General features: G+C 55.0%; 20 protein-coding genes. All 20 read left to right on the top strand.

The features are described 5' to 3' along the window. Window positions 1-388: 388 nt before the first annotated feature. The 20 genes from rpmH (at window position 389) to FIU95_RS20285 (ending at window position 18,227) form a co-directional block, all read left to right on the top strand. Window positions 389-523, top strand: coding sequence for a 50S ribosomal protein L34 (rpmH, locus tag FIU95_RS20380; protein WP_020413885.1), 135 nt, complete (start codon window positions 389-391; stop codon window positions 521-523). A 26-nt stretch (window positions 524-549) separates the two neighbouring features. Then, a complete protein-coding gene (gene rnpA / locus FIU95_RS20375; RefSeq protein WP_152456009.1) occupies window positions 550-936 on the top strand; it encodes a ribonuclease P protein component in 387 nt (128 codons plus the stop codon). Further along, the gene (yidD, locus tag FIU95_RS20370) at window positions 933-1,166 is read left to right on the top strand and encodes a membrane protein insertion efficiency factor YidD (RefSeq protein ID WP_083922742.1); all 234 of its coding nucleotides are present in this window, start codon (window positions 933-935) and stop codon (window positions 1,164-1,166) included. The genes rnpA and yidD overlap by 4 nt, the downstream gene beginning before the upstream one ends. Before the next feature lie 8 nt (window positions 1,167-1,174). Next, on the top strand, window positions 1,175-2,842 hold the full coding sequence (gene yidC / locus FIU95_RS20365; RefSeq protein ID WP_172975472.1) for a membrane protein insertase YidC: 1,668 nt from the start codon (window positions 1,175-1,177) through the stop codon (window positions 2,840-2,842). Between the two features lie 75 nt (window positions 2,843-2,917). Continuing rightward, a complete protein-coding gene (gene mnmE, locus FIU95_RS20360; RefSeq protein WP_152456005.1) occupies window positions 2,918-4,294 on the top strand; it encodes a tRNA uridine-5-carboxymethylaminomethyl(34) synthesis GTPase MnmE in 1,377 nt (458 codons plus the stop codon). A gap of 948 nt (window positions 4,295-5,242) precedes the next feature. Further along, complete coding sequence (gene mnmG / locus FIU95_RS20355; protein WP_152456003.1) at window positions 5,243-7,132, top strand: tRNA uridine-5-carboxymethylaminomethyl(34) synthesis enzyme MnmG; 1,890 nt, start codon at window positions 5,243-5,245, stop codon at window positions 7,130-7,132. A gap of 88 nt (window positions 7,133-7,220) precedes the next feature. Continuing rightward, window positions 7,221-7,850: a 16S rRNA (guanine(527)-N(7))-methyltransferase RsmG gene (rsmG, locus tag FIU95_RS20350; protein WP_152456001.1), complete on the top strand. Its 630-nt coding sequence runs from the start codon at window positions 7,221-7,223 to the stop codon at window positions 7,848-7,850. Window positions 7,851-7,976: 126 nt separating this feature from the next. Further along, complete coding sequence (locus FIU95_RS20345; RefSeq protein WP_152455999.1) at window positions 7,977-8,786, top strand: ParA family protein; 810 nt, start codon at window positions 7,977-7,979, stop codon at window positions 8,784-8,786. Between the two features lie 12 nt (window positions 8,787-8,798). After that, window positions 8,799-9,701 (top strand): ParB/RepB/Spo0J family partition protein, encoded by a 903-nt coding sequence (locus FIU95_RS20340; RefSeq protein WP_152455997.1) that lies wholly within the window; start codon window positions 8,799-8,801, stop codon window positions 9,699-9,701. Window positions 9,702-9,903: 202 nt separating this feature from the next. Beyond that, window positions 9,904-10,266, top strand: coding sequence for an ATP synthase subunit I (locus FIU95_RS20335; protein ID WP_152455995.1), 363 nt, complete (start codon window positions 9,904-9,906; stop codon window positions 10,264-10,266). Window positions 10,267-10,315: 49 nt separating this feature from the next. After that, window positions 10,316-11,242, top strand: a complete 927-nt coding sequence (gene atpB / locus FIU95_RS20330) for a F0F1 ATP synthase subunit A (RefSeq protein WP_152455993.1) — start codon at window positions 10,316-10,318, stop codon at window positions 11,240-11,242. Between the two features lie 61 nt (window positions 11,243-11,303). Continuing rightward, complete coding sequence (gene atpE / locus FIU95_RS20325) at window positions 11,304-11,549, top strand: F0F1 ATP synthase subunit C (RefSeq protein WP_020413895.1); 246 nt, start codon at window positions 11,304-11,306, stop codon at window positions 11,547-11,549. A gap of 52 nt (window positions 11,550-11,601) precedes the next feature. Beyond that, complete coding sequence (locus FIU95_RS20320; RefSeq protein WP_152455991.1) at window positions 11,602-12,072, top strand: F0F1 ATP synthase subunit B; 471 nt, start codon at window positions 11,602-11,604, stop codon at window positions 12,070-12,072. Between the two features lie 12 nt (window positions 12,073-12,084). Beyond that, window positions 12,085-12,621 carry a F0F1 ATP synthase subunit delta gene (locus FIU95_RS20315; RefSeq protein ID WP_152455990.1) on the top strand — a complete coding sequence of 179 codons (537 nt, stop codon included), beginning with the start codon at window positions 12,085-12,087 and terminating at the stop codon, window positions 12,619-12,621. A 49-nt stretch (window positions 12,622-12,670) separates the two neighbouring features. Then, window positions 12,671-14,215 carry a F0F1 ATP synthase subunit alpha gene (gene atpA, locus FIU95_RS20310; RefSeq protein ID WP_152455988.1) on the top strand — a complete coding sequence of 515 codons (1,545 nt, stop codon included), beginning with the start codon at window positions 12,671-12,673 and terminating at the stop codon, window positions 14,213-14,215. A gap of 77 nt (window positions 14,216-14,292) precedes the next feature. Then, window positions 14,293-15,153 (top strand): F0F1 ATP synthase subunit gamma, encoded by an 861-nt coding sequence (atpG, locus tag FIU95_RS20305; protein ID WP_152455986.1) that lies wholly within the window; start codon window positions 14,293-14,295, stop codon window positions 15,151-15,153. A gap of 59 nt (window positions 15,154-15,212) precedes the next feature. After that, complete coding sequence (gene atpD, locus FIU95_RS20300; RefSeq protein WP_152455984.1) at window positions 15,213-16,616, top strand: F0F1 ATP synthase subunit beta; 1,404 nt, start codon at window positions 15,213-15,215, stop codon at window positions 16,614-16,616. Between the two features lie 18 nt (window positions 16,617-16,634). After that, the gene (locus FIU95_RS20295; protein ID WP_020413901.1) at window positions 16,635-17,054 is read left to right on the top strand and encodes a F0F1 ATP synthase subunit epsilon; all 420 of its coding nucleotides are present in this window, start codon (window positions 16,635-16,637) and stop codon (window positions 17,052-17,054) included. Between the two features lie 29 nt (window positions 17,055-17,083). After that, window positions 17,084-17,323 carry a hypothetical protein gene (locus FIU95_RS20290; protein ID WP_152455982.1) on the top strand — a complete coding sequence of 80 codons (240 nt, stop codon included), beginning with the start codon at window positions 17,084-17,086 and terminating at the stop codon, window positions 17,321-17,323. An 82-nt stretch (window positions 17,324-17,405) separates the two neighbouring features. Further along, window positions 17,406-18,227, top strand: a complete 822-nt coding sequence (locus tag FIU95_RS20285; RefSeq protein WP_152455980.1) for a hypothetical protein — start codon at window positions 17,406-17,408, stop codon at window positions 18,225-18,227. Window positions 18,228-18,245: the final 18 nt, after the last annotated feature.

Raw genomic sequence — 18,245 nt, 5'->3', positions numbered from 1 at the left:
AAGAAAGCATCGATCTGTTGAAAAAATTAAGTAAAAAGGTCCATGCAATCAGGTATTTGCGCAACAATTAGACAGGTGAAGCGCGCATATCGACACACTTATCCACAGGATGCTGTGTATATCTTGGGGCCAATCGGTGGGCATCGCCAAATATTTCAGGCAGCTCAAGGGCTTGTTAAATTGACGTGATGGGAAGCCGTGCTTTAGGTGATAAACAAACCGAATTTCCCCGGCCTGTGCGTTGCTTTCACTGCTGCCTTTCTATACAATCCGCGGCCTTCGCAGCGCGTAGCTCCGTCTGCCCCGGCTCTGTGCCGGACCGGAGCCCAGGCCGCGGCCGGGGATGGTCCCGAGAAATCTTGAACACAAAGTCTCAGGTAGCAAGACTATGAAACGCACATTTCAACCCAGCAACTTGAAGCGCAAACGCACACACGGTTTCCGCGCTCGTATGGCAACTAAAAACGGCCGTAAAATCCTGGCCCGCCGTCGCGCTAAAGGCCGCAAAGTACTGTCTGCATAATTTCTCTTCTTTTAGAGACCTCTTTTATGCAGCAGGCGCGTAGCAGCTTCGGATTTGCCAAGACGCTGCGCCTGCTTAATGCGGCGCAGTATCGCAAGGTTTTCAATGAAAACTTTGTGCGCGCCGCGCATCCCCATCTTCTGATTCTCGCCTGCCCTAGTGACTTGGAACACCCGCGCCTCGGCCTGGTAATCGCCAAGAAACACGTGCGCAATGCCTCCGATCGCAATCGAATCAAGCGAATCACCCGCGAAACTTTCCGCCTGCAGCAACACCAGTTGCCGCCGCTGGATGCTGTGGTATTGGCGCGACCTGGGGTTGCAGATCTGGATAAGGCCGCACTGGCAAAGACACTCAACAAGCTCTGGCGCAAGCTGGCCAAGCGCGCGCAACAGCCACAATCGAAGTCATGAAGTGGCTGCTGATCAAGCTGATACACGTATATCGCTATCTGGCCAGCCCTTGGGTAGGCAACCAATGCCGCTTTTACCCAACCTGCTCCCGCTACTCCGAAGAGGCTATTGAGACTCACGGGGCCCTAAAAGGGGGTTATTTAACCGCGCGCCGCCTTATAAAATGCCACCCCTGGCACCCAGGTGGGTTGGACCCGGTTCCCCCCACCAAACACAAGAACACGCTCTAGGTATTAAGATGGATTGGCAACGCTATACGCTGCTTGGTGGAATTCTCGCGGTTCTCCTGGCACTTATCTTCCAGTGGAATGCATTTCAAGAGCAGCACACTCCTGAACTCGACCGCGAAACCATAGTACACAACGATGTACAAAGCGGCAGCCAGATCCCGGCGCAGACCAGCGACAACGGCAATGGCGATGTGCCCCAACTGGAGTCCCAGGCGCCGGCAGAGACAGGCACCGATGGCGGCGAGCGCACACTCATCCATGTCACCACCGATGTGTTTGATCTTCTGATCGATCCTCGTGGCGGAGATATCGTTAAAGTGGCCCTGCGGCAATTCCAGGAAAAATTGGATACGCCGGACCAGCCTCTGATCCTGTTAAACCAGACCCGCTACCACACCTATATCGCCCAGAGTGGCTTGATCGGTAACAATGGCACCGATAGCGCCGCCGGCCGTCCCCTGTTTAAAGTTGAAAAGGCCAACTACGCCATGGTCGAAGGCCAGGATCAGCTGGTTGTGGACCTGACCCTGCAGCAAGAAGGCGCAAATATCACCAAGCGTTACACCTTTAAGCGTGGCGACTACCTTGTCCAGGTGGCCTACTTGGTGGATAACACCAGCGCCAAGCCCTGGTCCGCCGCTATGTTCGGCCAGATCAAGCGCGATGCCAGTGAGCCGGTGACGGATACCGGTTTTGGTATGTCACCCTTCCTCGGCGCTGCCCTGCACACCAACGAAGAAAATTACTTCAAGCAGGATTTTGAGGAAATCGCCGAGAAGCCCACCAAAGAAACCATTGAAGGCGGCTGGGTAGCCATGGTGCAGCACTATTTCCTCAGTGCCTGGATTCCCCCTCAGGACGAGCGCAATACTTTTGAGCTGCGCGAGCTATCCAACGGACTATTCCGTATGGGCTTCACCGCCCAGCCGGTACAAATTCCCGCCGCGACCCAGGGTGAGCTGAGTGCTTCATTCTATGCCGGCCCCAAGGATGTCTACCGTCTGGAGGAGATCTCTCCCTACCTGGACCTGACCGTGGACTACGGCTGGCTCTGGTGGATCGCCAAGCCGCTGTTCCGTGTACTGCACTTTATCCAGGAACATATCGTCAGCAACTGGGGCTGGGCGATTATCCTGCTCACCGTATTTATCAAGACACTGCTGCTGCCGCTGTCCGCCGCAGGCACCAAGTCTATGGCGCGCATGCGCAAGTTCGCGCCGCAGATGAAAAAGCTACAGGAGCAGTACAAGGGCAATCGTCAGAAGTTGGCGGAAGAGACCATGAAGCTCTACCGCCGCGAGAAGATCAATCCCATGGGGGGCTGCCTGCCGATCCTGCTGCAGATGCCGGTGTTTATTGCCCTCTATTGGATGCTCACCGAAACCGTAGAGCTGCGCCATGCGCCCTGGATCTTCTGGATTCACGACCTGTCGGCGAAGGACCCCTATTTCATTCTGCCGGTACTGATGGGCCTGTCCATGTGGTTTATGCAGAAGCTAAACCCGGCCCCCACCGACCCGACCCAGGCCCGTATCATGCAGCTGATGCCGGTGATGATGACGGTGTTCTTCCTTTGGTTCCCGGCTGGCCTGGTCCTGTACTGGATCGCCAACAACCTGATCACCATCGGTCAAACCTGGTATATCAACAAGCAGGTGGATGCCGGAAAATACTGATCAAGTATCCACGGATCACAAACAACAAGGGCCGCAACTGCGGCCCTTTTCCGTTATGTCGAGTACACTCAGCCGATGACACAACAAAGCCTTAATCGTGACACCATCGCCGCCGTCGCCACCGCACCGGGGCGCGGTGGTATCGGTGTAATCCGCCTCTCAGGCCCCAAAGCCCTGCCCATTGCCGAGCAAATATGCGGGGAAAAACCTCTTAAAGCGCGCTATGCCCATTACCGGGATTTTTGCCACAATGAGCGGCTGATCGACCAGGGGCTCGCCCTATTTTTTCCAGGCCCCAACTCCTTTACCGGAGAGGATGTCGTGGAACTGCAAGGTCACGGTGGCCCGGTCATTCTCGATCAACTGCTAAAGGCAACGATCGAACTGGGGGCCCGCCAGGCACGCCCCGGTGAGTTTTCCGAGCGCGCCTTCCTCAACGATAAAATGGATCTCACCCAAGCCGAAGCGATCGCCGATCTGATCGATGCCGGTAGTGCCCAAGCGGCACGCAACGCCATGCGTTCACTACAAGGGGCTTTTTCCGACAAGATCGAAGACCTTGTGGAAAGTCTCACCCACCTGCGTATCTATGTGGAAGCCGCCATCGATTTTCCCGAAGAGGAGATCGACTTTCTCGCCGATGGCAAGGTGGCTGCGGATATCCAGGCCCTACTGGCGCAAATGACTGGTGTGGAAGCCCAGGCGCGCCAGGGCGCCATTATGCGCGAGGGTATGCGAGTGGCCATTGCCGGGCGCCCCAACGCCGGCAAGTCGAGTCTGCTCAATGCCCTCGCGGGGCGCGATACCGCCATCGTCACCGATATCGCCGGCACCACCCGCGATATCTTGCGGGAAGATATCCACATTGACGGCATGCCCCTGCAGTTCGCCGATACCGCCGGTCTGCGGGATGCGCCGGACAAGGTAGAGCAGATCGGAATCGAGCGGGCCTGGGAGGAGATTCACCAGGCGGATCGCGTGCTCCTGGTAATGGATGCAGAGCAACTCCACTCACTGGACCCGGCAGAGGCCTGGCCGGAGTTTACCCACCAGCTTCAGGACTTAGACAAGCTCACACTGGTACTGAATAAAATTGATCTCAGCGATTACAGTGCCGGACTCCAAGCCCACACTGAAGGCGTGCCGGTAATCGCCATCAGCGCCAAGACCGGTGCGGGCCTCGAAGCGCTGAAGGAGCATTTAAAACAGTCTATCGGCTTCAGTGGCGCTGCCGAAGGCAACTTTAGCGCGCGGAGAAGGCATTTGGAGGCACTTGAGCGGGCCCGCGCTTTTATCGAGCAAGGCTCCCAGCAGCTTCACAGTCACGGTGCCGGTGAGTTACTTGCGGAAGACTTGCGTCAGGCCCAGCAGGCACTGGGGGAAATCACCGGCACAGTGAGCGCGGACGAGCTGCTCGGAAAGATTTTCGGTAGCTTCTGTATCGGTAAGTAGCTTCTGTTTCGGTAAATAGACGCATAGATTCAAAGGTATTCAACCCGCAACTTATCCAATTTGGGACGCTAGAAAATAGCGTCCTCTTCTCTTCCCTATCCTACCTCCCTACTCTTCCTTCTTCTTATTTTCCTTATTCTCATTCAGGCACAAGTTCCACACCTCTTGCTCACAGGAAGAGCCCAGATCTATCCTAGGTTGCCAAAAAAGTTCTATTTAATCCCCAGCTTTCCCGCATATTTTCCACGAAATAGGTAAGAAATAAGCTTTAAGCCACTGTTTAAAAGGCTATTGAGGGAAAGAAGTTATACATGTCCACGGGGATTTCCCGTGGATAAGCTTATTGGCAGTTATCTCACCATTAACCCACACCGATCCAATGGGTATATGCACAGATTTATACATTATGCTCAACTACTCACAGGTCCCCCCCAGAAATTCCGGGTAAAGCACAACAAGCACTAGTCGAAAAAAACTGACTGTGGGCAAAAGAGGGGATAAGCACCTGCAAAATAGAACAACGGTATGATGATAACTTCCTAAGAACGGTAGATGAGGCAAAGTTGTCCCAAGTTTTCACAGCCTCATACCGCGGTTACCCCTGTGTCCACCAAGGGTTTGTCGGCAGGGTTTTCATATCCATAACCTGTTGTTTTTAAAGGTTTTTTTAGGCTTATACCGGATTGGTCGCAGCCTAATAAAAACAACAAATATAAAAAAATACTCTTTAAGATATACATATATTCATTAATAAGAGTATTTAAGAAAGCTAGACAGCGTTTTGAGATTCATCCCTCTAAGAGGGTCAAGCGATTAGAAGTTGATGCTCTGGAAAGAGAGAGAAAGACAGAGGCACAGGTTTCCTGAACGGCTTGAATAAAGCCAATTGCTGAGGAGTCTTACTGACTATAAAATGTGCGCCCCAAGTTGTAACCAGTAGCAGCCACTATGGATTTTCCCAAAACCTATGATGTGATCGTGATCGGCGGAGGCCACGCGGGTACCGAAGCCTCCCTGGCAGCCGCACGAATGGGAGCCTCTACCCTGCTGCTGACTCACAACATCGAAACTCTCGGGCAGATGTCCTGCAATCCAGCCATTGGTGGCATAGGCAAGAGCCACCTGGTGAAGGAAGTGGATGCCCTCGGTGGCGCTATGGCAACTGCAACTGACCTGGGTGGTATCCAGTTCCGGGTACTGAATGCTCGCAAGGGGCCAGCTGTACGGGCAACCCGCGCTCAGGCCGACAGGGCCCTGTACCGCGCTGCCATCCGCTCAATCCTGGAAGCTCAGGAAAACCTGGAGATCTTCCAACAGGCGGCGGATGATTTGATTGTCGAAGGCGAACGCGTGGTCGGGGTTGTCACCAATGCTGGCGTGCGCTTCCGCGCCAGGACAGTGGTACTGACCGCAGGGACCTTCCTCGGCGGCCGAATCCATATTGGATTGGATAACCATGCCGGTGGCCGCGCTGGAGATCCACCCTCGATTGCCCTGGCGGACCGCCTGCGCGAATTGCCCTTCCGTGTCGATCGCCTGAAAACCGGCACGCCTCCCCGCATTGATGCCCGCTCTGTAGATTTCAGTGGATTGGAGGAGCAATGGGGGGATGCTCCCACTCCGGTGATGTCTTACCTGGGCAGCCGCGACCAACACCCGCGCCAGATCTGTTGCTGGATTACCCACACCAATGCCCGCACCCATGAAATTATCCAGGGTGGACTCGATCGCTCGCCTATGTACTCCGGTGTGATTGAGGGGATTGGCCCGCGCTATTGCCCCTCCATCGAGGACAAGGTGCACCGTTTTGCGGACAAAGACAGCCACCAGGTGTTTATCGAGCCCGAGGGGCTGACTACCAACGAGCTGTACCCCAATGGTATTTCCACCAGTCTGCCCTTCGATGTGCAAATTGAGCTGGTGCACTCCATCAAGGGCTTTGAAAAGGCGCATATCACCCGCCCGGGCTATGCCATTGAGTACGATTTCTTCGATCCGCGGGATCTACTGCCCTCCCTGCAGACCAAATTTATCCAGGGGCTCTACTTTGCCGGCCAGATCAATGGCACCACCGGCTACGAAGAAGCGGCCGCCCAGGGACTCCTGGCTGGCGCCAACGCTACCCTACAGGCCCAAGAGCGCGAAGCCTGGTCCCCGCGTCGGGATGAAGCCTACCTGGGCGTGCTTGTGGATGATTTGATCACCAGCGGCACTAAAGAGCCCTACCGCATGTTTACCAGCCGCGCGGAATACCGCTTGCTGCTCCGTGAGGACAATGCTGACCTGCGCCTGACCGAAAAAGGTCGCGAATTGGGTTTAGTCGACGATACCCGCTGGGCAGCGTTCAGTGAAAAGCGCGAGGCGATCGCTCGGGAGACCCAGCGTCTGCAGGAGACCTGGGTGCATCCCAAGACGCCCCAGGCTGCCTCTGTGGAAACCAAGCTGCCGCAGCCATTGGCGCGGGAATACAGCCTGATGGACCTACTGCGCCGTCCGGAGCTGGGCTATGGGGATGTGGCGGGCCTTAAAGGGGAAGCGATAACCGACGAACAGGTTGCCGAGCAGGTGGAGATCTCGGCCAAGTACGCCGGTTATATCGATCGCCAGCGCGAGGAAATCGAGCGCTTGCAAGCCTATGAAGACACCCCGATCCCGGCGGACTTCGACTACAGCGATATCTCCGGCCTCTCCAACGAGGTCAAACAGAAGCTGGGTGAGACCCGCCCGGATACATTGGCGCGGGCCTCGCGGATTCCGGGCGTGACCCCGGCATCCATCTCACTGCTGTTGATCCAACTGAAAAAGCGCGGGCTGCTTAAGCGCAAAAAAGCGGTATAAATCGGTTTTCCACAGGGTATCCCGCGAGACCCTGCGGGGGGATTTGAATTTCGCGGGAATACTGGGGGATAGACCCATTTCTCACTCAATGGAACAGTTTCGCCCGCGCCTGCACAAGGCAGCGGCTCAGATGTCGGTTGTACTGAGCGACCGGCAGCAGGATCAGCTACTGGAATACCTAGCGCTGTTTGCCCGCTGGAACAGTGCCTACAACCTGTCTGCCATACGCGACCCGGAGCAGATGCTGGAGCGCCATATTATCGACAGCCTCAGTGTGGTAAACCTCTGTGGCGAGGGCCCCTTAATCGATGTGGGCAGCGGAGGTGGACTGCCGGGCATCCCCCTGGCCATTGTCCATCCCGAGCGCTCTATCACCCTACTCGACAGTAACGGCAAAAAGACCCGCTTCCTGTTCCAGGTGGCCAGCACCCTGCCCCTGCCCAATGTCACCGTGGTCAATGAGCGGGTGGAGGCTTTTGTGCCGGAGCAACCTTTTGCTGGTGTAGTCTCTCGCGCCTTTGCTTCCATTGAGGATATGGTTAATGGCAGCGAGCATATGCTAGCTCCCGCTGGTCGCTTTTACGCCATGAAAGGCAAGTTGCCGGAGGATGAGTTGAGCGCTCTGCCAAAAGGCATTAAGGTCGAGCAGGTGCACCGTTTGTCGGTGCCCAGTTGCGACGGCGAGCGCCATCTGATCCAGCTCTGCCGCACAGAATAATTGAATAATTTGGTGGGTTTATCACCCGCCATATAGCTTTCCCGTTCCTGGGAGCTCATTAGCCGTGGCCAGAAGCCGAACCGGCGTCGGGGCAATCGCACCCGCAAACAACAAAGGACAAGAATCTTGAGCAAGATATTTGCTGTGGCCAACCAGAAAGGCGGGGTTGGTAAGACCACTACCTGCGTCAACCTGGCCGCATCTTTGGTTGCCAACAAGCGGCGCGTATTGCTGATCGACCTGGATCCCCAGGGCAATGCCACCATGGGCAGTGGTGTGGATAAAAGTGACCTGCAGGTGTCCGGCTACGATGTGCTGGCCGCTGAATTGCCTGTGGAGCAGGTCATTGTCTCCACAGAAAGTGGGTTTGATTTAATCCCCGGCAACGGCGATTTGTCTGCGGCAGAGGTGGAGTTACTCAATCTGGAGGGGCGCGAGTCCCGTTTGCGCAATGCTCTTGCCACAGTCGTCAGTCGCTACGATTACGTGGTTATCGACTGCCCGCCGTCTTTGAATATGCTCACAGTGAACGCCCTCTGTGCGGCTCACGGCGTGTTAATTCCTATGCAGTGCGAATACTACGCGCTGGAAGGCCTTTCGGCGCTGGTCGATACCATCACTCAGATTCAACAGGCTGCCAATCCAGACCTGAAAATCGAGGGTATCCTGCGCACCATGTACGACCCGCGCAACAGCCTCACCAGTGAGGTGTCGGCGCAGTTGCAGGAGTTCTTTGGCGATCGTCTGTACCGCACCTGTATTCCGCGTAATGTGCGCCTGGCGGAAGCGCCCAGTTTTGGTAAACCGGCGTTGGATTACGATCGCCACTCTAAGGGGGCTATCGCTTACCTGGCGTTGGCTTGCGAAATCAATCGCCGCCATCCCGCCAGCCAATCTTCCAACAAGAAAACCCGCCCTGTGGCGGAAGCGGTATAAGGGGTAATTACTATGGCCGCGAAGCGCAAAGGACTGGGACGGGGTTTATCCCACCTGATCAGCAATAACGCCAGCAGCGCGATTGCCGAGGTAACCAGTGACACGGAAACTGAAGCTGCTGTAGCCGATGGAGTGTTGAAAGAGCTACCGATCGAGTTTTTGCAGCGCGGTCGCTATCAGCCGCGCCGGGATTTTCCACAGGAATCCCTGCAGGAGCTGGCGGACTCCATTCGTGCCCAGGGCATTATGCAGCCGATTGTCGTACGCGGCATTGGTGAGCAGAGTTACGAGATTATCGCCGGTGAACGGCGCTGGCGCGCTGCCCAGTTGGCCGGGTTGGAAAAGGTGCCGGCAATAGTGCGCAGTGTCTCCGATGAAGCCGCTATCGCCATGGCGCTGATCGAGAATATTCAGCGCGAAGACCTGAACCCGGTGGAGGAAGCCGTAGCCCTCAAGCGCCTACAGGATGAATTCAAGCTGACCCAGCAGGAAGTGGCCGATGCAGTGGGTAAATCCCGTACCGCTGTGACCAACCTACTGCGTTTGTTGAGCCTCAGTGAAGAAGTGCGTACTTTTCTCGAGCGCGGCGACCTGGAGCTGGGACACGCCAAGGCGCTGCTCGGTCTCTCCGGTGCCACCCAGCGTTCTGCCGCACGTCAGGTTGTCGAGCGCAGCCTCACTGTGCGACAAACAGAAGCGCTGGTGCGTCGCCTGCAACAGCCGGCCACCCCGGCAGCGGAAAAACCCAAGCCCGATCCCAATATCCGCCGTCTTACCGAGCGCCTGGCGGAAAAGGTCGGTGTGCCCGTATCTATCGATCACAACGAAAAGGGCAATGGTCGCCTGGTGCTGAAATTCACCAACCTGGAAGAGCTGGATGGAATCCTCGCCCACCTGGGTTACGCCGAGGATTGAGGCCTTGGCGAAATGCGCGCCCTAGTGGCGCGCGCAATAACTGTTGGCAAATACTCACTGCGCCGAGCCATTCCACCCAAAACCTCCCGAAAATCAAATAAGTTGACGACATTTGCCGGTTGAATCGGCGATGCTGTTGCAGCATAATTCGCACGCCCAAATTTTGGGCGGACAGCGCAAAAAAAGTCGGCTTATCCCGTCTATGACTAAACCCCCGGTATTACGAATTGCCGCGGTACAGCTTCTGCTGGTATCGCTGGCCAGTGCGGTACTGCACTTGAGTGGCAAACCGGTGACGGCGCTCTCTGTATTTATTGGTGGTGCCCTGTGCGCACTGCCCGGAGCATATTTTGGCAGGCGCGCCTTTCGCGATAGCGGTGCGCGCGCGGCCCATCGCGTGGTAGGCAATTTCTACCGCGCGGAAACCGGCAAATTTATATTGACCATGGCGGGTTTTGCGGCAGTTTTTGCCACCGTCAAGCCGCTGAATGCGGCAGCGCTTTTTATCAGCTACGTCCTCTGTGTAATCGTGCAGTGGATTATGGTGGCGCGCATGGTCCGCTAGCCGGCGGATAAGAAAAAAGAATTCTTACTTTTACGATTGTTGAGGAACTATGGCGGGCGAAGCTCTAACTGCGACGGGGTATATCCAACACCACCTGCAAAATATGACTTACGGCAAGTTGCCGGCCGGTTACACCCGCGCCGATGGCTCTGTGCTTAGTGAGTCCACCTGGACTATGGCGCATTCCTCTCAGGAAGCCGCAGATATGGGCTTTTGGGCCCTACATGTGGATACCCTGGGTTGGTCTATCGGCCTCGGTCTGATTTTCTGTTTCCTGTTTGCCCGCGCCGCCAAGAAGGCCAGCGTGGACAAGCCCACCGGTTTCCAGAGTTTTGTGGAGCTGGTCACCGAGTTTATCGACAAACTGGTTAAGGAAACCTTCCCCCACCGCAACACCATGGTTGCCCCGATGGCGCTGACCATTTTTGTGTGGGTCTTCCTGATGAACCTGATGGACCTGGTACCGGTCGACTGGCTGCCCATGGCCGCCGCCAAGATTTCCGGCAACGATCACCTCTTCTTTAAAGTGGTTCCGACCACCGACCCCAATGCCACCCTGGGTATGGCGCTGGCGGTATTCGCGCTGATGATTTTCTTCAGTATTCGCGAGAAAGGTGCGCTGGGCTTCCTGAAAGAGCTGACTCTGCACCCTTTCCATACCGGCAAGCTGTTCTTTGACATCCTGCTGATCCCGGTCAACTTCCTGCTGGAAGCCGTGTCCCTGATTGCCAAGCCGATCTCCCTGGGCCTGCGTCTGTTCGGAAACCTCTATGCCGGTGAAATGATCTTTATCCTGATCGCGATTGTCTTTGGCGTTGGTGTTCTCGGCTTTATCGGTGCGGGCCTCCTGCATATGGGCTGGGCGATTTTCCACGTGCTGGTCATCGTGCTGCAGGCGTTCGTGTTTATGGTATTGAGCACCGTGTACATGGCGATGGCGCACCATCGCGACGATGAGCACGAGCACGATCAATAAGTTTTTTTAACCCTTTTTTCGACCTTTACAACAACTCTTTAACTTTGATTTGGAGAACACAATGGAAGCATTAGGTCTGGTTTACATCGCAAGTGCACTGCTGATCGGTCTGGGCGCCCTGGGCACCGCAATCGGTTTCGGTACCCTGGGTGGCAAACTGCTGGAAGGTTCCGCTCGTCAGCCTGAACAGGCTCCGGCTCTGCAGGGCAAAATGTTCCTGATGGCTGGTCTGCTTGACGCGGTTCCGATGATCGGTGTTGGTATCGCTATGTACCTGATCTTCGCCGTCGCTCCTGGTCTGGTTTAATTACGCCGTTCCAATTGCCCTTAACCCTATTTAAAGAGCAAGAGGTGTCGGTGTGAATATCAACCTGACTCTAATCGGCCAGTCGATCACATTCCTGTTTTTCGTCTGGTTTTGCTGGAAGTTTGTTTGGCCGCCACTTTTGGGCGTGATGAAAGAGCGTGAGAAAAAGATCGCAGATGGTCTTGCTGACGCCGAACACGCGCAGAAAGACCTGGAACTGGCCAAGCGTAAAGCTGCCGAGCAGCTGAAAGAAGCCAAAGATCAGGCGAGCGAGATTATCGATGGCGCCAACAAACGCGCCAATCAGATCATCGATGAAGCAAAGCAGTCTGCGCATGCTGAGGGCGACCGCCTGAAAGCTGCGGCCAAAGCTGAGATCGACCAAGAAGTGAATCGCGCTAAAGAGCAACTGCGCAGCCGTGTGGCAGACCTGTCTGTCCTGGGTGCGGAGAAGATTCTCGCGGTCAATATCGACGCTAAGGCGCACGACGACCTGATCGACAAACTGGCAGCCGAGCTGTAAGCGAGGAACCCCATGGCGGAACTCAGCACACTGGCCCGGCCCTACGCTAAAGCCGCATTTGCCTATGCGCAGCAAGCCTCCAACCTCGGTGGTTGGAGCGCTGCGCTGGAAACCGCGGCGGCGGTCAGCCAGAACGAAAAAGTGCGTGAGCTGCTGGATAACCCACAGCTCACCAGTGAAGAGCGCGCAGATAAATTCCTGTCGATCTGTTCAGACGAGCTCGGCGAGCACGGAAAGAACTTCATCCGGTTGCTGGCGGAAAACCACCGCCTGCAGCTGCTGCCGGAAATTTCCGAGCTGTTCGAAGAGCTGAAAGCGCAGGCGGAAGCCACCCTCGAGGTGGAAGTTGTTTCCGCGCAAGCCCTGAGCGATGCACAGGCGCAAGCGCTGAGCCAGAAGCTCAGCGCGAAGTTTGAACGCGAAATACATCTGCACAGCTCGGTGGACGAGAGCCTGCTGGGCGGCGCGATCATCCGTGCCGGTGATACAGTCATCGACGGTTCCGTACGCGGACGTCTGGCCAAGCTCGCCGAGGCGATGAACTCCTAAATTACTCTCCCCGTCGGCGTCAGCCGGCGGGGGACTTGAGGAACAGAGCATGCAGCAACTGAATCCCTCTGAGATCAGTGAAATCATCAAGAGCCGCATCGAAAATCTCGATGTGAGCACTGAAGCCCAAAATGAGGGCACCATTGTTTCCGTATCCGACGGCATCATCCGCATCCACGGCCTGGCCGACGTGATGTACGGTGAGATGATCGAGTTCGAAGGCGGCGTTTACGGTATGGCGCTGAACCTGGAGCGCGACTCCGTTGGTGCTGTAATCCTGGGCGACTACAAATCTCTGGCCGAAGGTCAGAAGTGTCGTTGTACCGGCCGTATCCTGGAAACCCCGGTTGGTCCGGAACTGCTCGGCCGCGTTGTAGACGCGCTGGGTAACCCGATCGACGGCAAGGGCCCGCTGAACAACAAGCTGACCGACGCGGTAGAAAAGGTAGCGCCCGGCGTTATCGCCCGTCAGTCCGTTGACCAGCCTGTACAAACCGGTTTGAAAGCGGTTGATACCATGATCCCGATCGGCCGTGGCCAGCGTGAGCTGATCATCGGTGACCGCCAGATCGGTAAGACTGCTGTGGCGATCGACGCCATCATCAACCAGAAAGGCACCGGCGTTAAGTGTATCTACGTTGCCGTGGGCCAGAAGCAGTCCTCTATTGCCAACGTAGTGCGCAAGCTCGAAGAGCACGGCGCTATGGACCACACCATCGTAGTCGCCGCTGGCGCCGCCGATCCGGCAGCGATGCAGTTCCTGGCTCCCTACGTCGGCTGTACCATGGGTGAGTACTTCCGCGACCGCGGTGAAGACGCCCTGATTGTATACGATGACCTGACCAAGCAGGCTTGGGCCTACCGTCAGATCTCCCTGCTGCTGAAGCGTCCGCCCGGACGTGAAGCCTACCCCGGTGACGTTTTCTACTTGCACTCCCGTCTGCTGGAGCGCGCCGCGCGTGTAAACGCCGACTACGTAGAGAAGTTCACCAATGGTGAAGTGAAAGGCAAGACCGGCTCTCTGACCGCCCTGCCGATCATCGAAACCCAGGCCGGTGACGTATCCGCGTTCGTACCGACCAACGTGATTTCCATTACCGATGGCCAGATCTTCCTCGAGACCGATCTGTTCAACTCCGGTATCCGCCCTGCGATCAACCCGGGTATCTCCGTATCCCGTGTAGGTGGTGCAGCGCAGACCAAGGTGATCAAAAAGCTGTCCGGTGGTATCCGTACCGCTCTGGCCCAGTACCGCGAACTGGCGGCATTCTCCCAGTTTGCCTCTGACCTGGACGAAGCCACCAAGGCCCAGCTGGATCACGGTGAGCGCGTAACCGAGCTGATGAAGCAGAAGCAGTACTCTCCGCTGTCTATCGCGGACATGGCTGTTTCCGTTTACGCCGCTGACAAGGGTTACCTGAAAGAAGTAGAAGTTGCCAAGGTTCTCGATTTCGAAGCCGCCCTGCTCGCTTATATGAACAGCGAACACGCAGAGCTGATGGAGAAAGTGAACGCGACTGGTAACTACAACGACGAAATCGACGCAGCTTTCAAAGCGGCTATCGAGAAGTTCGTCGCTACTAGCAGCTGGTAAGAACTCCCTGGAGAGCGCGAAAGAGCGGCATTGCCGCTCTTTCGGAATCTAACTTCCAGCGAACAAGGTAAATCACTATGGCAGGCGGAAAAGAAGTACGCACAAAAATTGCCAGCATCAAGAGCACGCAAAAAATTACTGCCGCAATGGAAATGGTTGCAGCCAGTAAGATGCGCAGGGCTCAGGATCGCATGGCACTGGGGCGTCCCTACGCCCAGCGCATACGCGCAGTGATCGGCCACGTCGCCAACGCTTCGGCCGAGTACCAGCATATTTACCTGCAGGAGCGTGAGGCCAAGCGGGTCGGTTTTATCCTGGTATCCACTGACCGCGGTCTCTGTGGCGGCCTGAACGTCAATATGTTCAAAGCTGCTATCCGCGAGATGCAGGCGTGGTCCGAAAAAGGCGTTGACGTAGAAGTCTGCGCGGTAGGTAACAAGGCGGCCAGTTTCTTCAATGCCATCGGCAGCAAGGTTGTCGCAGCGGTTCGCGACCTGGGCGATGCGCCCCAGGCCAACCGGCTGATTGGCTCAGTAAAAGTAATGCTGGACCGTTACGCAGAAGGCGATATCGATCGCCTGTTCCTGGTATCCAACGAGTTTATCAACACCATGTCGCAGAAGCCGCGGGTCGAGCAATTGCTGCCGCTGCCGAAGGACGAAGATGAAAAGCTCATGCACGAGTGGGACTACCTCTACGAGCCGGATCCGGTTGAATTGCTGGATGGATTGCTGGCTCGCTATATCGAGTCTCAGGTATACCAGGCAGTAGTTGAAAACAAAGCCTGTGAGCAGGCAGCGCGTATGATCGCGATGAAGAGCGCCACCGATAACGCCGGTGAGCTGATCGATCAGTTGCAGCTTGTCTACAACAAGGCGCGCCAGGCGGCCATTACCCAGGAACTGTCCGAAATTGTCGGCGGTGCGGCGGCGGTTTAATCCGCTGCCCCTAGCAGTAATGGTCAGCCTAGAAAGAATTTAAAGCTGAGGATCCGGAAATGAGTAACGGGCAAATTGTGCAAGTGATCGGAGCGGTCATCGACGTGGAATTCCCACGCGATTCTGTTCCGAATGTATACGACGCACTGGTGGTTGAGGACAAGAACCTCACCATGGAAGTGCAGCAGCAGTTGGGTGACGGCGTGGTACGCGCTATTGCCATGGGTTCATCCGAAGGTATCAGCCGCGGTCTGCCCGTGCGCAATACCGGCGCTCCGGTTGCTGTACCGGTTGGCCAGGAAACCCTGGGTCGCATCATGGACGTGCTCGGCAACCCGATTGACGAGTGTGGCCCTATTGGTGAGAAAGAGCGCTCCTCTATCCACCGCGCCGCGCCGACCTACGAAGAGCAGTCCAGCTCTACCGAACTGCTGGAAACCGGCATTAAGGTAATCGACCTGGTTTGCCCGTTCGCCAAGGGTGGTAAAGTTGGTCTGTTCGGTGGTGCCGGTGTTGGTAAAACCGTAAACATGATGGAACTGATCAACAACATCGCTACCGAGCACTCCGGTCTGTCCGTGTTCGCCGGTGTTGGTGAGCGTACCCGTGAAGGTAACGACTTCTACTACGAGATGGCTGAATCCGGCGTTGTTGACCTGGAAAACAAAGCCAACTCCAAAGTGGCGATGGTTTACGGCCAGATGAATGAGCCGCCCGGCAACCGTCTGCGCGTAGCCCTGACCGGCCTGACCATGGCGGAAAAATTCCGTGATGAAGGTAAAGACGTACTGTTGTTCGTCGACAACATCTACCGTTACACCTTGGCCGGTACCGAAGTATCCGCACTGCTGGGCCGTATGCCTTCTGCGGTAGGTTACCAGCCGACCCTGGCGGAAGAGATGGGCGTTCTGCAGGAGCGTATTACCTCCACCAAGACTGGTTCTATCACCTCTATCCAGGCGGTATACGTACCGGCGGATGACTTGACTGACCCGTCTCCGGCGACCACCTTCGCGCACTTGGACTCCACCGTAGTACTGAGCCGTGATATCGCCGCCAAAGGTATTTACCCGGCTGTTGACCCGCTGGACTCCACCTCCCGTCAGCTGGACCCGCAGGTAATTGGTCAGGAACACTACGAAGTGGCTCGTGGCGTTCAGTCCGTACTGCAGCGCTACAAAGAGCTGAAGGACATCATCGCGATCCTGGGTATGGACGAACTGTCTGAAGAAGACAAACAGACCGTAGCCCGCGCCCGTAAGATCGAGCGTTTCCTGTCCCAGCCATTCCACGTTGCGGAAATCTTCACCGGTGCACCAGGTAAATACGTTTCCTTGAAAGAAACCATCCGTGGCTTCCAGGGCATCCTGAGCGGTGAATATGACCACATGCCTGAACAGGCCTTCTACATGGTGGGAACCATCGACGAAGCTGTGGAAAAAGCCAACAAGAGCAAAGGCTAAGCCAGAGAGGCATATACTATGGCCATGACAGTACATTGTGACATTGTCAGCGCCGAGCAGTCTCTCTTCTCCGGACTGGTGCAGATGGTGATTGTGAGTGGTATCGAAGGTGAGCTGGGTCTCTCCTACGGCCACGCGCAACTGCTAACCGCCCTGAAGCCCGGTCCGGTACGCATCATCAAGCCCGGTGGTGAAGAGGAAGTACTGTTCGTCAGCGGTGGCTACGCCGAAGTTCAGCCGAACATGGTTACCATCCTCGCGGATGTAGCCGAGCGTGAAATCGATGAGGAAGCTGCGCAGAAGGCCCGCGAAGAAGCGGAACACGCCCTGCACAAAGCGCCCTCTGAAGTCGATTATGCGCGTATCTCAGCCCAACTGGCCGAAGCCGAGGCGCGTCTGCGCACCCTGCAGGCAATCCGCAAGGCGGCCGGCAAGTAAGCAGTTCTTACAGTTTGTAAGGCCTGTTTTTGGCGACAAAAAAAGCAGCTTCGGCTGCTTTTTTTTTATTTCTTGAATACGCTGTTTCCCCACAATCTCCCTATCTCATCTCCGCGCCTTTCTATACTGGATGTTGGTTGATCAAGCTAAATGTATTCCATCAATTAAAAATGGCGCTGATTTATGTTTTTTATAAGGTTGTATCAGGCCTCTTTTCAAAAACTTGCGGCTTTTTTGATGTGTCTTATGCTGTCCTGGTCAATGGATAGCCACTCTCAGTTCTATACCTACCATACTCCTGCTGAATACCTCAGAGAGACCAAGCCTATAATTATTCCAGGGAATATTTTTGTGACAGGAATTGTTCCTAAAAAGAACCATGTGCCGAGTCATTTAAAAGAATTTGGTTTTTATCACTCGGGCTGGGATGAAGATGATATTCCAGAGGTAGCAAAATTCTCTACATTTGTAGATGTTTGGTGTTTTGACATAGACCTGATGGAGGTCGCCAGGAGACACGGGTTAAAGATCTGGGTGGCACTGGCTCCAATTTTTTTTAAGGATTTTGGCAAGAATAAACAGGAAGATTACCGAGAGCGGTGGGAAAGAGCTAGGCATCAATTACTGCCCTTTAAAGATATTATTTACGCCTTTGATCCACTGGATGAACCTTTTCAACGCTCTTCTTTGCCTGATAAAGAATTAAAACTCTACTTTGAAGAAATTGGAGCGCTGATAAAGAAAGACTTCCCTACGGCAAAGTTGGCAATTACTTTTACACATAACACGGTGAGTCAAGCGAGATTTCAGTTAATTGTTCCTGAAAATTTTAATTTATTTGGAGTTGATTATTATTATGGTGTGAATTTTCAAAATAAGATTGTTGAAAAATTGATGCATAAAACCCAGCACATGGATGCTAAATATTATTTAATTCCTAGAGGGTTCAAGACAACTAATAGTGGTTACGAGACTTTATCAGTAACGGAACTTCTTTTACGAGCTAGACAGGCTTACAATTTTGCGGTTTCTCACTCAAAAGTAGAAGTGGTTTTCCCATTCCACTGGAAAGGATTTGTAGAGCACACAGAAACTTATATTGGAATTGAAAATATACCCGTATTACGCAATGAATATGAGAAAATGGGTAGGGCAATATCCAGAGATAGATAATTTATTACGAGAGTTTTC

The organism is Microbulbifer sp. THAF38, from assembly GCF_009363535.1.
Classification (GTDB): Bacteria; Pseudomonadota; Gammaproteobacteria; order Pseudomonadales; family Cellvibrionaceae; genus Microbulbifer.
This window is presented reverse-complemented; position numbering and strand designations above follow the sequence as displayed.

What these genes read in the sequence shown, in the direction of transcription:
- rpmH (WP_020413885.1), top strand. Translation starts at nt 389, where the DNA reads ATGAAACGCACATTTCAACCCAGCAACTTGAAGCGCAAACGCACACAC.
- rnpA (WP_152456009.1), top strand. Translation starts at nt 550, where the DNA reads ATGCAGCAGGCGCGTAGCAGCTTCGGATTTGCCAAGACGCTGCGCCTG.
- yidD (WP_083922742.1), top strand. Translation starts at nt 933, where the DNA reads ATGAAGTGGCTGCTGATCAAGCTGATACACGTATATCGCTATCTGGCC.
- yidC (WP_172975472.1), top strand. Translation starts at nt 1,175, where the DNA reads ATGGATTGGCAACGCTATACGCTGCTTGGTGGAATTCTCGCGGTTCTC.
- mnmE (WP_152456005.1), top strand. Translation starts at nt 2,918, where the DNA reads ATGACACAACAAAGCCTTAATCGTGACACCATCGCCGCCGTCGCCACC.
- mnmG (WP_152456003.1), top strand. Translation starts at nt 5,243, where the DNA reads ATGGATTTTCCCAAAACCTATGATGTGATCGTGATCGGCGGAGGCCAC.
- rsmG (WP_152456001.1), top strand. Translation starts at nt 7,221, where the DNA reads ATGGAACAGTTTCGCCCGCGCCTGCACAAGGCAGCGGCTCAGATGTCG.
- FIU95_RS20340 (WP_152455997.1), top strand. Translation starts at nt 8,799, where the DNA reads ATGGCCGCGAAGCGCAAAGGACTGGGACGGGGTTTATCCCACCTGATC.
- FIU95_RS20335 (WP_152455995.1), top strand. Translation starts at nt 9,904, where the DNA reads ATGACTAAACCCCCGGTATTACGAATTGCCGCGGTACAGCTTCTGCTG.
- atpB (WP_152455993.1), top strand. Translation starts at nt 10,316, where the DNA reads ATGGCGGGCGAAGCTCTAACTGCGACGGGGTATATCCAACACCACCTG.
- atpE (WP_020413895.1), top strand. Translation starts at nt 11,304, where the DNA reads ATGGAAGCATTAGGTCTGGTTTACATCGCAAGTGCACTGCTGATCGGT.
- FIU95_RS20315 (WP_152455990.1), top strand. Translation starts at nt 12,085, where the DNA reads ATGGCGGAACTCAGCACACTGGCCCGGCCCTACGCTAAAGCCGCATTT.
- atpA (WP_152455988.1), top strand. Translation starts at nt 12,671, where the DNA reads ATGCAGCAACTGAATCCCTCTGAGATCAGTGAAATCATCAAGAGCCGC.
- atpG (WP_152455986.1), top strand. Translation starts at nt 14,293, where the DNA reads ATGGCAGGCGGAAAAGAAGTACGCACAAAAATTGCCAGCATCAAGAGC.
- atpD (WP_152455984.1), top strand. Translation starts at nt 15,213, where the DNA reads ATGAGTAACGGGCAAATTGTGCAAGTGATCGGAGCGGTCATCGACGTG.
- FIU95_RS20295 (WP_020413901.1), top strand. Translation starts at nt 16,635, where the DNA reads ATGGCCATGACAGTACATTGTGACATTGTCAGCGCCGAGCAGTCTCTC.